At 59.2% G+C, this 13,315-nt stretch carries 15 protein-coding genes and 3 pseudogenes; 12 read left to right on the plus strand and 6 right to left on the minus strand.

Annotated elements, in window-relative coordinates:
• Positions 1-178 precede the first annotated feature (178 nt).
• Positions 179-1,606: pseudogene (locus ACY34H_RS27255) on the minus strand (IS1182 family transposase); the annotation flags it as partial.
• 15 nt (positions 1,607-1,621) lie between these two features.
• Here ACY34H_RS27255 and ACY34H_RS27260 point away from each other — a divergent pair.
• The 8 genes and pseudogenes from ACY34H_RS27260 to ACY34H_RS27295 all read left to right on the plus strand — a co-directional run.
• Entirely contained in the window at positions 1,622-2,080 is a 459-nt protein-coding gene (locus tag ACY34H_RS27260) for a DUF6572 domain-containing protein (RefSeq protein WP_464980564.1), read from the plus strand.
• A 77-nt stretch (positions 2,081-2,157) separates the two neighbouring features.
• The gene (locus ACY34H_RS27265) at positions 2,158-3,318 is read left to right on the plus strand and encodes an IS30 family transposase (protein WP_464980565.1); all 1,161 of its coding nucleotides are present in this window, start codon (positions 2,158-2,160) and stop codon (positions 3,316-3,318) included.
• A 234-nt stretch (positions 3,319-3,552) separates the two neighbouring features.
• Entirely contained in the window at positions 3,553-3,993 is a 441-nt protein-coding gene (locus tag ACY34H_RS27270; protein WP_464980566.1) for a hypothetical protein, read from the plus strand.
• Positions 3,994-4,124: 131 nt separating this feature from the next.
• Positions 4,125-4,613 carry a hypothetical protein gene (locus ACY34H_RS27275; protein ID WP_464980567.1) on the plus strand — a complete coding sequence of 163 codons (489 nt, stop codon included), beginning with the start codon at positions 4,125-4,127 and terminating at the stop codon, positions 4,611-4,613.
• An 88-nt stretch (positions 4,614-4,701) separates the two neighbouring features.
• The gene (locus ACY34H_RS27280; protein WP_464980568.1) at positions 4,702-5,025 is read left to right on the plus strand and encodes a DUF6968 family protein; all 324 of its coding nucleotides are present in this window, start codon (positions 4,702-4,704) and stop codon (positions 5,023-5,025) included.
• 223 nt (positions 5,026-5,248) lie between these two features.
• Positions 5,249-5,848, plus strand: coding sequence for an NUDIX hydrolase (locus tag ACY34H_RS27285; RefSeq protein WP_464980569.1), 600 nt, complete (start codon positions 5,249-5,251; stop codon positions 5,846-5,848).
• A pseudogene (locus ACY34H_RS27290) lies at positions 5,845-5,970 on the plus strand (transposase); the annotation flags it as partial. The gene ACY34H_RS27285 and the pseudogene ACY34H_RS27290, both read left to right, overlap by 4 nt.
• Positions 5,971-5,974: 4 nt before the next feature.
• A pseudogene (locus tag ACY34H_RS27295) lies at positions 5,975-6,070 on the plus strand (IS5/IS1182 family transposase); the annotation flags it as partial.
• An 82-nt stretch (positions 6,071-6,152) separates the two neighbouring features.
• Here the strand turns inward: ACY34H_RS27295 and ACY34H_RS27300 are convergent.
• The 4 genes from ACY34H_RS27300 to ACY34H_RS27315 form a co-directional block, all read right to left on the minus strand.
• Positions 6,153-6,755, minus strand: a complete 603-nt coding sequence (locus ACY34H_RS27300; protein WP_464980570.1) for a hypothetical protein — start codon at positions 6,753-6,755, stop codon at positions 6,153-6,155.
• Between the two features lie 87 nt (positions 6,756-6,842).
• Entirely contained in the window at positions 6,843-8,045 is a 1,203-nt protein-coding gene (locus ACY34H_RS27305; RefSeq protein WP_464980571.1) for a PQQ-dependent sugar dehydrogenase, read from the minus strand.
• 316 nt (positions 8,046-8,361) lie between these two features.
• Positions 8,362-8,928: a dCTP deaminase gene (gene dcd, locus ACY34H_RS27310; RefSeq protein ID WP_131145955.1), complete on the minus strand. Its 567-nt coding sequence runs from the start codon at positions 8,926-8,928 to the stop codon at positions 8,362-8,364.
• Positions 8,929-9,025: 97 nt separating this feature from the next.
• Positions 9,026-9,856 (minus strand): alpha/beta fold hydrolase, encoded by an 831-nt coding sequence (locus ACY34H_RS27315; RefSeq protein ID WP_464980572.1) that lies wholly within the window; start codon positions 9,854-9,856, stop codon positions 9,026-9,028.
• 183 nt (positions 9,857-10,039) lie between these two features.
• On the opposite strand from ACY34H_RS27315, the gene ACY34H_RS27320 reads away from it, so the two are divergent.
• The 4 genes from ACY34H_RS27320 to ACY34H_RS27335 all read left to right on the plus strand — a co-directional run bounded on the left by ACY34H_RS27320 (position 10,040) and on the right by ACY34H_RS27335 (position 12,228).
• Positions 10,040-10,834 (plus strand): class II aldolase/adducin family protein, encoded by a 795-nt coding sequence (locus tag ACY34H_RS27320; RefSeq protein ID WP_464980573.1) that lies wholly within the window; start codon positions 10,040-10,042, stop codon positions 10,832-10,834.
• A gap of 24 nt (positions 10,835-10,858) precedes the next feature.
• Positions 10,859-11,044 (plus strand): 4-oxalocrotonate tautomerase, encoded by a 186-nt coding sequence (locus ACY34H_RS27325; RefSeq protein ID WP_464980574.1) that lies wholly within the window; start codon positions 10,859-10,861, stop codon positions 11,042-11,044.
• A 153-nt stretch (positions 11,045-11,197) separates the two neighbouring features.
• A complete protein-coding gene (locus tag ACY34H_RS27330; protein ID WP_464980575.1) occupies positions 11,198-11,809 on the plus strand; it encodes a hypothetical protein in 612 nt (203 codons plus the stop codon).
• Positions 11,806-12,228 carry a hypothetical protein gene (locus tag ACY34H_RS27335; RefSeq protein ID WP_464980576.1) on the plus strand — a complete coding sequence of 141 codons (423 nt, stop codon included), beginning with the start codon at positions 11,806-11,808 and terminating at the stop codon, positions 12,226-12,228. Before ACY34H_RS27330 ends, ACY34H_RS27335 begins: the two co-directional genes overlap by 4 nt.
• A gap of 12 nt (positions 12,229-12,240) precedes the next feature.
• Here the strand turns inward: ACY34H_RS27335 and ACY34H_RS27340 are convergent, their stop codons facing one another.
• Positions 12,241-13,152, minus strand: a complete 912-nt coding sequence (locus tag ACY34H_RS27340; RefSeq protein WP_464980577.1) for a LysR family transcriptional regulator — start codon at positions 13,150-13,152, stop codon at positions 12,241-12,243.
• Positions 13,153-13,315: the final 163 nt, after the last annotated feature.

The following is a 13,315-nucleotide window of genomic DNA, read 5'->3' on the forward strand; positions in this document are numbered from 1 at the left end:
TCGGCCCAGACTGTGTAAAAACTCAGAAATGGATAGATGTGATCAGTCTGCACCCGGCCGCTGCATTTCTGCGGTTTGAAGGGGCGCTACATGAGCTATTCCCACCTTTCGAGCTCGGCGACTGAACCAGTAGGGTAACCGCTGCAAACGCACGTTGTAACGCCCGTAAAAGGGCATATGCCCTGACTGCTTCGATCATGCCATCGACACCAAGTAACGTCATCAAGCGCTTCAGGTTATAGGCGAGCACGTGCAGGCTCATCTCGGCCTTCACACGCTCGAGTCCTTTTGTCAGGAAATGCGTGGCGCCCATCCATGACTTGATCGTCCCGAAGGGATGCTCGACCGAGCAACGCCGGATTCGCATGGCGTTCGGATTTTGTTCAAGACGCTCCTGCATGTCGTCAAGCACGTCCTGGTGTTCCCAGCGCGTCACCCGGCGCTCCTGGCTCGACGTGCACTTATCCTTGAGCGGGCAACCCTTACAGTTCGAGCTCCAGTAGCGATGAAGCGTCATGCCCTTTTCAACGCCGGAAAATCGCCAGATCAGGGATTGACCAGCTGGGCAGCGGTACTCGTTCTTCTCCCGATCGTAGACGAAATCGGCTTTGTCGAATCGCCCGTCGGCCTTGGCATTGGACGTCTTTGTCGCTGGCACTACTGCAGTGATGCCGGCTTGGCTGCATGCCGGGACTTCCTCGCCTTTGAAGTAGCCGCGATCAGCGATCGCAGTTAGCGTGGTGGTCCCGATTGCAGTGCGGGCCTTCTTAGCCATCCTTGACAGTTGATCGCGGTCGCTGCCGATATTGGTTACCTCGTGCTCGACGATCAGGTGGTGCTTGGCGTCGACCGCGGTCTGGACGTTGTACCCGACGATGCCCGAGCCTCGCGTCATCATTGAACGGGCATCCGGATCGGTCAGCGAGATCTGCGTTTCGCCAGTCGCTTCCAGCTTCGCTTCGATTTCCTTAAGGACAGCCATCTGCGACTTCATCGCCGCGATCCTGTCGTTCAGCCGGGTGCTGCGCGCTTGTTTCGTCGCCGGTTCTTGCCTGTCAGCCGTGTCCAGGTCTGCCAAGTAACGACCGATGTTGGCCTCGATCTCTTCCATCCTGCGCTTGAGCTTGGCCTGCGTGAAATTGCGATCACTGCTGTTGACTGCCTTGAACTTGCTGCCGTCAATTGCGACCATTGCATCGGCGAACAGGTCCAGTTGTTGACACAGTACGATGAACTGCCGGCAGACATTGCGAATCGCCTTGCCGTTGTCCTTTCGGAAGTTGGCAATCGTTTTGAAGTCCGGCGTCAGCCGCCCCGTCAGCCACATCAGTTCCACATTACGTTGCGCTTCACGCTCAAGCCGCCGGCTCGACTGAATGCGGTTGAGGTAGCCATAGATGTAGAGCTTGAGCAGTACTGCTGGATGGTAGGACGGTCGTCCCGTCCTGGCCGGCTGCACACGCCCGAAGCCGAGTTTTCCCAAGTCGAGTTCTTCTACAAATACATCGACCACGCGAACCGGATTGTTCTCGGCCACGTAGTCGTCCAGCAGCTCAGGCAGCAACGTCCCCTGTCCTCGGTCTTCACCTTCAATGAAGCGCTTCATCTTGCACCCCGGTTGATGAGATACTCACCCAACGTTTACCGAACTGGTTTCGTTTACACGGCCGGCGTTTTTACACAGCTTGGGCCAGAAGCGGACGTCGCTGCCGATCACCTAAACTTGTTTCCCTACGTACGAATGACAGTTGAGCAAACTTCGGTTTTAGATATCGCATACATTGACCGGGAAACCGACAAGGTTCGTCTTGTGGTCGCGGACCATCTTCCGTGGGACGGCGAGCACCTGATCCTGCTCCAGGAGAAAATCAACCGCTATCTGGCATTTATTGAGAGCGGCGAGATTTTCGATACGTTTCCTGAATTCAGAGGCAAGAGTATCCAGATTGATGTCATCGCAACGTATGAGCCGAATGAAGAGGCCGTTCACTTCTTTGGGCATGTAAAAGCAATCCTTGGACAGGCAGGGTTCGAGTTTGCTTACGATGGTGGTCCTGATGGGTACGCCAGTCCGTCGTAATGTCCGCTTCGGGGTGCGGATTCAATCGGTGAACGCAACGCACTAAACTGACTGCATAAGTCGTGAGGAGTGTAGCCATGAAGCGGAAACCTCGGATCTATTACACGGACAGTCAGAAGGCGTTGATGTGGGATCGATGGAAGCAGGGAGAATCGCTTCAAAAGATCGCCGAACTGTTCGGACGAAATCACTCTTCTGTCATGGGGATTTTGGCTGAAACTGGTGGGATACGTCCAGCAGAAAGATGTCGTTCCAAGCTTGCTCGGACATTGGCTGAGCGTGAAGAAATATCGCGTGCAGTGGTTGCAGGCCAGTCGATTCGTACAATTGCTACCTTCCTCGGACGAGCGCCATCGACAGTGAGTCGAGAAATTCGAAGAAATGGTGGCTTGGAAATTTATCGTGCAGGCCAGGCCGACGAGCATGCATGGGACCGAGCGCGGCGCCCCAAGCCGTGTAAGCTGGTAGAGAATCGAGAGCTCGCCGACATCGTCGCTCGCAAACTCCAATCGCAGTGGTCGCCTGAGCAAATTGCTGGCTGGCTGAAGCAGACCTACCCCGGCAGCGAGGTCTACCACGTGTCACACGAAACGATTTACCGTAGCCTCTACATACAGGCCCGTGGGGCATTGAAAAAGGAGTTGCTGGAGCACTTACGACGGACGCGGAGTATGCGAAGGTCACGTCACCACACGCAAAAAACAGACAACCATGGACGAATCGTTGATGCGGTTTCGATCAGTGAGCGACCAGCTTCGGTAGAAGATCGAGCGGTACCTGGGCACTGGGAGGGAGATCTGCTCTTTGGAAGCCACAACAGTCAAATCGCTACGCTTGTCGAGCGCCAGACACGTTACGTTATGCTGGTGCAAGTGGCTGGCAAAGACACTAAAACGGTCGTCGATGCTCTTATTGAGTCCGCTCTCAATTTGCCGCGGGAACTGTACAAATCCTTGACTTGGGATCGTGGTAAGGAAATGGCCGGGCACAAGCGTTTCACGTTGGCGACTGATATAAAGGTGTATTTCTGTGACCCGCAAAACCCATGGCAGCGTGGATCAAATGAAAATACCAACGGGCTGCTACGTCAGTATTTTCCTAAGGGGCTAGACCTATCGACGTACTCACAGGAGCACCTCGACGACGTCGCAAGAAAACTTAACGAACGGCCCAGGAAGACACTCAACTATGAAACGCCAGCACAACGCTTTTTCGATTGTGTTGCGTCGACCGGTTGAATCCGCAGACGGTTGCAGACATCCGTGACACTTGGCTGCCGCCTTCGGGCGCACTGTCCGCTTTGGGGCAGGAGCGGCCGGTGGCGAGAATGTGGGATTTTCTCGACTTTCTATTCTGCTATGCTAGGGCGAGGGGCCCGGCTCTGCAGAAAGGGCAAGAAGCAGATTTTAGCCGATAGCGCCATTTATAATATCCTGCGATACTTTTTATTGTTTAAAACCATGAGACGATATATGGACATAGCACGATCAGGAAATCCCTTAGCCGCAGTTGCGGCGTTGCCGGCATTTCTCGTGCTTTTATTCCATGCAAAGAATGAAGACTTCGCTTTCGTCCTCGTCGTCTGCCTCAGTTTTTTAACATTGCTCGTCATGCAGATACACAAGTATGTCGCTTATCTGCGTAAGACGCCACTGGTGCGCATTGATGAGACATCTATAACCTTCTTTGGAACTGCCCAATCTCAACAACGGAAGTTTCAAAGGCATACGATCTCGAGTATTGAGCTTTCTGAGCGCCCACATTTTTGGCGATCAGCTTTTCGTTTTTCCATTGTCGTAGATGGAAAAACCTTCGATCTTTGGATACCGCATTGCTCAAGAGGTAGCGTATCGGTGCTGACTCAAGTTTTGCGAGAGCAGTTCCCGGAAAAGTTTGATAAAGCCTTCGCCTAATCGATCTTCTGTGTTTGCCGCAGAATGACCGCTTCGGGGCGGGAGCTGCCTGTCGTGACAGTCTGTGACTTTTTCGGCTCGGCGATCTGTTATGCTGCGGCGAACGGCCGAGTTCGGCCAGAAGCGGACACATGCGACGAGCTTTTGTCGCCATACAACCAAAGCTGCAAACAAACATAGAGATGACCCTCGCCGAAGTTTTGAATCAATGGATTCCATATCGATTGCAAGCGATCCAAACGCTTCAGCTTGCATGGAAGTTAGCAAACGAGTGTGAGCAGCAGCGTAAAGTTGAGGTCGTAGTCGACGGAAAGGTCAGGCTAGAGGGTAACGTTGCGTTGATCGCTAATCCGATAGTTGAGATTGGGCTGGTTCATGCAAGAGCGCTGCTTGAGTTCCTAGGCCTAATGGCTAAAGGGGGAAGGCTGACGAATGTATCTCAACAAAAGCGGAAGGCGGACGACATCGCGATTGAACACTACGAGGCGGATGGAATTCCACTTGCAATGGTGACACGCGAAGACGCTTTACGTGCCTATCTTGGACCTCAGGACGAAGCGGAAGCTGCTCTGGTTCGCTCAGCAAACTGCTATCCTGACGTGAACGGCCGAGACGGCTAGAAATTAGGCCGTCCGGTCCGGTTGGTTACATCTGATAGCGGTGTTGAACGCAGGGCTAGCGGGCTGCGATAGCAAAGTGAGCAGAACCATGAACGATCCGATCGTCAGTAGAGAATGTGAAGTACGGCCACCGAGTGGCATATTGTTTCACACAAGAGTTGGCGTAATGCGTCCTGTGCAGCGGGACGGCAAGTGGTGGGAATGTAAGCTCACCTTGCCCGGTATTCTTGAGGACGAACGCGTTGCTTTTGGCGTCGACGAATGGGACGCGCTGCAGATGGGAATGCAGTTGCTATGGATTGAGCTCGACCATAAGGCGAAGACTGGATGGCACTTCTCTTGGTGGAATGGAGAGAGTTCTGATGTCAACCAGCTTCTACCTCACTGGGGGCGCGAGGTGCACCCACAGTAGGTTCCGACATGGACTACGACCGCGACCAAGGGCTGCTTTGGGGCGGGAGCTGCCTGTCGTGACAGTCTGTGACTTTTTCGGCTCGGTGCTCTGTTATGCTGCGGCGAACGGCCGAGTTCGGGCCAGAAGCGGACCTTACTTGGGATCGTCTGGCAAGTTTGAGCGTAACACGCATTCATGGAAGCTTTTCTAGCCAACACCGTGAACCTAACAAACAAATTCTATGCGTGAACGTCCTACTGCCAGACTGTTGATCACCACTGCGAATCGTAGGGTGCTGTTGTTTCGATTCGTGCATAAGACTGGTGCACTAGCCGGCAAAATTTACTGGGCGACCCCAGGCGGTGGAGTCGAGAAAGATGAAACGTTCGTCGATGCTGCAATACGAGAGCTTAGAGAAGAAACTGGCATTCATGATGCGCGATTATTCCAATTGTCAACCCGACTGGAATTCCCCTTGCAGTTACCAGATGGTGAACGAGTACTTGCAATCGAACAATACTTCTTAGTCAACGCGCAATCGGAGTCTATATCGTGCTCGAACTGGACTACGGAAGAGGTTGACGTAATGGCGGCTCATCGATGGTGGGGGCGAGATGAACTAATCGCCACGACTGAAACCATCTACCCAGAAGGGCTAACTGAAATTTTGGATAAGGCCGGAGTGTTCGGAATAAGCTGCTTACGAGCGAATCGAACGACCGAAATGGGGCGGGAGCGGACGTACAAGACCGGAGTCTGGGCACAAGATGACGGCTGTTTCCGAAGCCGGACTGATACCATGGCCCAAACACTTGGGCCCGACGACCTTGGTCGCTTATAGAGGCTAATCTTCCCGGTCACAGTCGCTCGTCGAAAGGTGGGCGACCGCGGGTCAACGATCATGCAGCCCTGACGGGCATTCTGTTTGTTCTCAAAACTGGAATACCTTGGGAATACCTGCCGTCCTCGCAGACTGCGCTTCCGTTATGAACGTCGGGCCGACATTCACCAGGCTTTTCTTTCGCTTGCGTGCTTACTCATCTGTTGGCGATACGTTCACAGGTTTTGTTACGCGAAATTAATATTTCTCAATAACGTCTCCAAATTCGCACTATACGAGGCGTGCATTTTCTCCTCGAAAGTGATTAACCAGGCGATCTAACAAGCCTCAATTCGAATCCCGTTGCGCAGCCGTCACGTACACGCATTTTGAGGCTGACGTTTCCCCATTTCGGGTTGAGATCAGTAAAGGCGTACGTGGTCAGCTCTAGCACTTCCCCGCCAGCAAAGGGTTCACCTGGCAATGAGCTTCTCTTGATGCGAGGCACGCCAAAACCGGAGACGGCGTCAGGAGAGATACACACATCGTTTCTCGCATCCCAGAATACCGTCCCACCCAGGTCTCCAGGACGATTCACACTTACCATATTAAAATCGACCAGTGCTAGCGCAATCCCGTTTCCCCGGAGCGGATCCCAATAATCGCATCGCTGCGCCCCGTTATTCAACTTGAAACAGCTACTGAGCTGAAGTCTCGGCACCAAAAGATCATTCAGCATTTCCGGATGGGCCGTAACGTCGAGAATTTCTTCGATAGCGCGGGACACGACAATCCTGTCATCCCTATCCGCCTTTCCGCTTACCAGCACTTCAGGATTGCCGATGTAGTGAGCATTAGCTGCGTTCCCGCCCAAAACAAACGGCCCGAAGAGCCAGATCAGACGCAGACATAATCGGGCAGTAATCATTCACATGCTCCGTGTGCGCAACATAATATGCTGAACCTGGGCTCTCCGATCCGCGAGATAGTGGCATGCCCGCGCAGTCCCGCCGGCCTACCTCTTCGGCGTCAGCCTCAGCAGCCGGCCGCGCGAACCGTCTTCCAGCAGCCATAGCGCGCCATCCGGCCCGGTGCGCACGGCGCGGATGCGTTCGCTCATGTCCCAATGGTCCGCCTTGGTCGCGTTCTCGCCGTCGAGGGCGATGCGATCCAGCGACTGGCCCGAGAGACCGGTAATGAAGAGGGAATTTTTCCACTTTGGGAACAGGTCCGCATCGTAGAAGGCCAGGCCGCCTGGTGAAATGGCCGGATTCCAGGACACTTTCGGGGCCTCGAAGCCGTCGCCAGGCGCGTGGTCGGGGATGTCCCGGCCGTCATAGTGGCTGCCATTCGATGCCTTCGGCCAGCCGTAGTTGAGGCCTGGCTTGATCAGGTTGATCTCGTCGCCATGGGCCGGCCCCATCTCCATTTCCCACAGGCGCCCCTGCCTGTCGAAGGCGATGCCCAGCAGGTTGCGGTGGCCATACGACCAGACGGCTGCATCGAAGCCCCTGGCCGCGAGCGGGTTGCCGGCGGCCGGCGTGCCATCAAGGTTCAGGCGCAGCACCTTGCCGAGCGTCGACTTTGGGTCCTGCGCCGGATCGAGAAGCTGGCGGTCGCCACTGGTGAAGAACAGATACTTGCCATCCGGCGAAAAGCCGATACGGCCCGAATAGTGCCCGCCGGTCGAAGCCTCCTGGCCGCGGAAAATGGCTTTTGTATCCTTGAGCGTGCCGCCAGCCTGATCCAGTGTCGCGGTAGCGAGCACCACCCGGCTGCCGGCACCGGAACCGGCCTCGGAGTAGCTGAAGTAGAGCAGCTTGCTGGCCGCGAAATCGGGAGCGGGCACGATGTCCATCAGCGCGCCCTGGCCCTTGCTGCTGACGGCGGGTGTGCCGGACACGGTCCGCCTGGTGCCGGTTGCGGGATCGAAGAGGATCATGGTCCCCTCCTTTTGCGTCACCAGCACGTTACCGTTGGGCAGGAATGCCATGGCCCATGGGTTCTTGAATGTGCCGACCGGCTTGACCTCGAAAGGCAGGCCGCCGGGCGCGGATGCACCGGCCTGCGCATTCGCGGCCGCCGGGGCGGCGGACGCGAGCAGGGTAAGCGAGAAAGTGGTGGCAAGGCCAAGCATGCTCAAGTTCATGTTTTCCAGATCTCCATTGATGCCGGGTTGTTGGGGCAAAAGGTATGACGGTGCGCGCCGGTTCGGCATGCGATGCCACCGAACGCTGGGATCGGCCGCACGCCGAGGATGTACTTTACGACCGGTACTTCACGACCGTGTGCGCACCGCGTCGCCCACGCGCCGCGAAGCATGCGCCGGCGCTGCTGTTGCATGGGGTCGGTGGGAAGTGTAGAGCAAAACTCCCGTTGCAGACGCTGCGCTGGTCGCGGCGGGCGCGCGCCGCGCCTCGGGCGGACGGCGGCCCGGAGGGCACGCGACAGCGCCGCGACGCCTGTGGATACAGGACGCGGAACGTCGAGGCGTGATGATTCCCGTACGTCGGCGCGGCGGCGCCACTTGACGGTCAGGCCTTCGGCAGTGTCACGCCGTGCTGGCCCTGGTACTTGCCGTTGCGGTCCTTGTACGAAGTTTCGCATTCCTCGTCGCTCTGGAAGAACAGCACCTGGGCGCAGCCTTCGCCGGCGTAGATCTTGGCGGGCAGCGGCGTGGTGTTCGAGAATTCCAGCGTCACATAGCCTTCCCATTCCGGTTCGAACGGCGTGACGTTGACGATGATGCCGCAGCGTGCATAGGTGGACTTGCCGAGGCAGACGGTCAGCACATCGCGCGGGATGCGGAAGTATTCGATGGTGCGGGCCAGCGCGAACGAGTTCGGCGGGATGATGCAGACGTCGCTTTTCACGTCGACGAACGAGTTCGAATCGAAGTTCTTCGGATCGACGATCGTGCTGTTGATGTTGGTGAAGATCTTGAATTCGTCGGCGCAGCGGATATCGTAGCCGTACGACGACGTGCCGAACGAAATCACCTTGCGGCCGTCCACTGCCCGTACCTGGCCCGGCTCGAAGGGCTCGATCATTCCGGTCGATTCCGCCATCCGGCGGATCCATTTGTCGCTTTTAATCGTCATCGCTAAGGCTTCAATGCTGTTGGTGGGGGGGTGCGGCAGCGCCGCGTGGGGGCGATTTTACGCGATCGGGCCGGGCACTGAGAAGTATTGCAATGTTTTACGCTTGCGGCGACGCCTCGCCCAGCGCCACCTCGGCGCCGATCAGCTCGCCAACCAGGTCGCGGATCGCCTGCGCGGTCAACACGGGGAATTCCATCGGGAACAGGTGCCCACCCGGCATCAGCCTGAAATGGCGGCCTACCAGCGCCTTCGTTGCCGCCAGGCCCGCCTGGCGGTTTTCCGAAGAGATGCGCCCGGCCAGGTAACCCACCGGCACCGGGAATTCGCCCGCCACGAGGCGGCCCACATGATGGGGCAAGGTGCGATAGACCGCCGTTTCCACGTCGCGTGAGAAGCGCAGCTGTACGCCGTCGGGGTGCGGCACCAGCCCCGCTTCCAGGTAATCCTGCAGGACGCCGGGCGCCCAGGCGGCAAACAGCTCCTTGCTGGCGAAGTGCCGCAGCGCATCGGCTTCGCCCGGCCACACATTCCTGCGTCGCGCCGACAGGCGCGATGGCGAATAGCGGTCCTCGGCATTGAAGCGCTTGATCAGCCGCCACGCAAACGCCCGCCAGCCCGCCACCACCGGCGAGTCGAGCAGCACCACGCAGCGCGCCAGTTCCGGACGGCGCGCCGCGGCCATCAGGCTCAGCATCCCTCCCAGCGAGTGTCCCACCAGGATCACCGGCTCGCCGCGGTAACGGCTTTCAAGCTCGGCAATCAGCTCGTCGACCAGTTCCTGCCAGCCATCCCGCACTGGAAAAGCCGGATTATGGGCATGCATGTCGAGCGACTGGACTTCGAATTGCTTTCCGAGCTGTTCGAACAACTGGCGATAGGTTCCGGCGGGATAGCTGTTGGCGTGCGAGAAATGGAGGATGGGTTTCATTGTGGAGGGCACCGGAGGCGCCGGAATTTCTGGCGTGGCGATGGTAGCTGGTGAAACTTAGATTTTCCTTACTTCAAGAGTATTAATAATAGGAAATCCACACGCGGACCGACAACTTCTCGTAGCAACAGTCCATACTCGCGTGGACATGACGCGCTGCACCTTGCCTGCTACGCTGGCGCAATGGACAGACTCTCGACAACCGCACGGACGGCCCTCGCCCGCCCCGGCATTTCTTCTACAGCCGAATGGCAAACCCGCGTCGACCTTGCCGCGTGCTACCAGCTTTGCGCGCTATACGGCTGGGACGACGGCATCTACACCCACATCACGGCCGCCGTCCCGGGCGAACCGGGCCATTACCTGATCAACCCGTTCGGCATGCGCTTCGACGAAGTGCGGGCCTCGAACCTCGTCAAGGTCGATGGCGACGGCAACGTTGCCGGTCCAACGCAGTCCACAGTGAATCAGTACACGGTGAATGCGTCCGGCTTCCGCCTGCACGGCGCCGTGCACCGGGCGCGCCCGGACGCCGCCTGCGTGATGCACCTGCATAATATGGCCGGCATCGCCGTCGGCATGCAGGAAGGCGGCCTGCTGCCGCTGTCGCCCTACGCACTGCGCTTTCACGGCGAACTGGCGTTCCACGACTACGAAGGGATCGCCATGACGGACGACGAGCAGGTGCGCCTGGTACGGGACCTGGGCGCCAGGCAGGCCATGCTGCTGCGTCACCACGGCAGCCTGACCGTGGGCCGCACCATCGCCGAAGCGTTCGTGCTGATGGAAACCCTCGACCGCGCCTGCGAGGTGCAGTTGCGCGCGCAGGCGGCCGGCGTGCCGCTGCTCCAGCCGCCGGAAGCCATGTGCCGGACAGCCCACGACCAACTGGTGGGCGACGGTTCGCCCGAAGGCGCGCTGGAGTGGCCTTCCCTGCTGCGCCGCCTCGATGCCGCCAGCCCCCGATACCGTACCTGAGCCATCTTTCAAGGAACAACCCGTATGCCGACCATTAACGTTCAACTGTTCGAAGGCCGCACGCCGGAACAAAAACGCGCCTTCGTCGAAGCCGTCACGGAAGCCACTGTCCGGACCCTGGGCGGGTCGCCCGAATCGGTCGACATCCTGCTCCACGAGATCAGGCGCGAACACTGGGCCACCGCTGGAAAGCTGTGGTCGGACGAGTAAATAGAACAACACTTTTGCGAAAAAATTCCTGAACTCATCCGCGCCCCGCCGCTTATCATCGATCTCCACCATCGCCGAAGCAGCCACGCCGTGGCTTGCAACCACGAGCGAGCGAACGATCGATCTTCCAACGGACTGCGAAGGAGGCTTCGGATGAGAACTGCATTGACGAACGGAATCGGTACCACATCCCGGCTGGCGGCCCTGGCCGCGCTGCTGGCCGCCCTGCTGCCCGCGTGCAGTACCGCGCCGACCGTACCGAGTGCCGGCAAGTCCGCCGATCCGGCGGCAACGGCGCAGGCCGGCCATGACCCCTGCCTGGGCCGCGACCCGGCAACGGAAGCCAGCGCCACGCAGGGCATCTCGGCCGCGAACCCGCACAATCCCTACACCGGCAAGGACGTCTATGCCAACGTCGTCGTGAAGGAAGGCACGGTGTTCTATTCGCTGACGCCGGGCGTTCCGCCCCGCTTCGCCGTCACCGAGCAAATGCTGCGCGACGCCGGGGGCAGCTGGGAACGATACTATGCGCTGGTGCAGGTCACCACCGATCCCGGCACCGACCCCGATGGCAAGCCACGCAAGCTGCGCGAGATGGTGCGGGAATTCCACGTCACCGAAGCGCTGTGCGCCGCGCATGGCATCGCCATGGCCAACCCGCAGTTCGGCAGCGGCGGCGGCGCGCAATATTACGTCTCCCCGACCGATACGGCAAAGTTGCGGCCCGGCGAGAACGTGCCGATCTCGCGCTGGCGCCTCCGATGACCGGATCGTCCTGGATCGACAACAGCGGCGGCGGCAATGTGCAATACGATTTCCATCCGCCCGCCGACTGGACCGGGCAACGGATCGCCGCGGAACAGGCGGCCATCGCAACGCTGCTCGAAGCGGCCGATGGCGACGACAACGCCACGGCGGCACCCGGCTGGCTGCGGCTTGCCGCCCGCCTGCCCGCGGCCTTGCGCAATGCCCTGGCTGCCGAACTGCGCGCCGGAAACCGGCTGGCCGGCATCAGCAGCACCGGCTGGCCCGGCGAAGGCAGCATCGTCGTCAACGTGCGGGAACGCTTTACGACAGCGCGCCAGGCGCCGGGTGTGGCCTGGCGCCGGCTCGACGATCCCCAGTATGCCCGTGAAGAACTGAGCGAGAGGATGGGACCGGTCGAACACCTGGTCCTCGCCTGACCCGGCGTGCCTTCACCGGCCGATGCCCTTGCCGAACATCCGCGACTCCGCCGCCAGCGCCAGCAGATTCGGATCGCGCTCGCGCGACTTCGGCAGCAACAGCGTGATCGCCTGGTGCGACGCATACGGCTCGGCCAGGGGAATCAGCTCGATGCGCCCGCTGTACTCGGCCACCCGGGCGGGCAGCAGGCTGTAGCCCATGCCGCTGCCGACCAGGTTAATCAGTGAAAAGATATCGCCGACCTGCATTGTGGTCTCGGGAACGAAACCGGCCTGCCGGAATGCGTGATTGAAACTGTCGGACGTGACGAAGCCGCCGCCCAGCGTGATGAACTGCTCGTCGCGCAAGTCCTTCAGGTCCACCTGCGCCATGCCGGCATAGGGCGAATCGAGCGGCGCGGCCAGCCGTACCTCGTCCTCGAACAGGGGCACCGCCACCAGGTTCGGATAGTCGGCAGGCCCCTGCAGGCCGATGACGACCGCGTCGAGCCGGCCATCTGCGAGGCCTTGCAACAGATCCTTGTTCGAGCCCAGCGTCAGGTCGATGTGCAGCTCGGGCCGGCGCAGCTTCAGGCCCATCAGCAGGTGCGGGATGCAGCGCAAGGTCAGCGAATACAGCGAGCCGATGCGTAGCCGGTTGCTGTTGAAGCCGGCAAGCTCGCGCACCTTGCGAATGCCCTCCTCGGTTTCCGCCACCGCCCGCTGCGCATGGCTGGCAAACGCGAACGCCGCCGGCAGCGCGGTCAGCTTGCGGCCTTCGCGCTGGAACAGCTGGCAGCGCAAGCCTTCTTCCAGCGAATGCAGCGCGCGGTGCACGCTGACAATGCTCTGCCCCACTTCTTCCGATACGCGCGCCAGGCTGGACAGGCGCATGAAGGAAAGGAAGATCTCCAGTTTCTTCAGTGTGATTTCTTCGTCGATCATCCGGCCAGCATACCGCAATCGCTAGCCTTGGAGTAACTGTCGACCCGCCTTGGCCAGCTGGCCGGCCAAGCGGCTCACGCGAATCCGCCTGGCGGGCTATCATGGCGGACGGTACCGTCGGCCAGCGCGGCGGCGGGCCGTTTTTCTCGTCTTTACGATCAAT

Source organism: Pseudoduganella sp. jia 9, from assembly GCF_055502615.1.

Excerpts from the sequence above, each read along its gene's own strand:
- ACY34H_RS27260 (WP_464980564.1), top strand. The coding sequence starts at position 1,622 with ATGAGATACTCACCCAACGTTTACCGAACTGGTTTCGTTTACACGGCC.
- ACY34H_RS27265 (WP_464980565.1), top strand. The coding sequence starts at position 2,158 with ATGAAGCGGAAACCTCGGATCTATTACACGGACAGTCAGAAGGCGTTG.
- ACY34H_RS27270 (WP_464980566.1), top strand. The coding sequence starts at position 3,553 with ATGGACATAGCACGATCAGGAAATCCCTTAGCCGCAGTTGCGGCGTTG.
- ACY34H_RS27275 (WP_464980567.1), top strand. The coding sequence starts at position 4,125 with ATGCGACGAGCTTTTGTCGCCATACAACCAAAGCTGCAAACAAACATA.
- ACY34H_RS27280 (WP_464980568.1), top strand. The coding sequence starts at position 4,702 with ATGAACGATCCGATCGTCAGTAGAGAATGTGAAGTACGGCCACCGAGT.
- ACY34H_RS27285 (WP_464980569.1), top strand. The coding sequence starts at position 5,249 with ATGCGTGAACGTCCTACTGCCAGACTGTTGATCACCACTGCGAATCGT.
- ACY34H_RS27300 (WP_464980570.1), bottom strand. The coding sequence starts at position 6,755 with ATGATTACTGCCCGATTATGTCTGCGTCTGATCTGGCTCTTCGGGCCG.
- ACY34H_RS27305 (WP_464980571.1), bottom strand. The coding sequence starts at position 8,045 with ATGCCGAACCGGCGCGCACCGTCATACCTTTTGCCCCAACAACCCGGC.
- dcd (WP_131145955.1), bottom strand. The coding sequence starts at position 8,928 with ATGACGATTAAAAGCGACAAATGGATCCGCCGGATGGCGGAATCGACC.
- ACY34H_RS27315 (WP_464980572.1), bottom strand. The coding sequence starts at position 9,856 with ATGAAACCCATCCTCCATTTCTCGCACGCCAACAGCTATCCCGCCGGA.
- ACY34H_RS27320 (WP_464980573.1), top strand. The coding sequence starts at position 10,040 with ATGGACAGACTCTCGACAACCGCACGGACGGCCCTCGCCCGCCCCGGC.
- ACY34H_RS27325 (WP_464980574.1), top strand. The coding sequence starts at position 10,859 with ATGCCGACCATTAACGTTCAACTGTTCGAAGGCCGCACGCCGGAACAA.
- ACY34H_RS27330 (WP_464980575.1), top strand. The coding sequence starts at position 11,198 with ATGAGAACTGCATTGACGAACGGAATCGGTACCACATCCCGGCTGGCG.
- ACY34H_RS27335 (WP_464980576.1), top strand. The coding sequence starts at position 11,806 with ATGACCGGATCGTCCTGGATCGACAACAGCGGCGGCGGCAATGTGCAA.
- ACY34H_RS27340 (WP_464980577.1), bottom strand. The coding sequence starts at position 13,152 with ATGATCGACGAAGAAATCACACTGAAGAAACTGGAGATCTTCCTTTCC.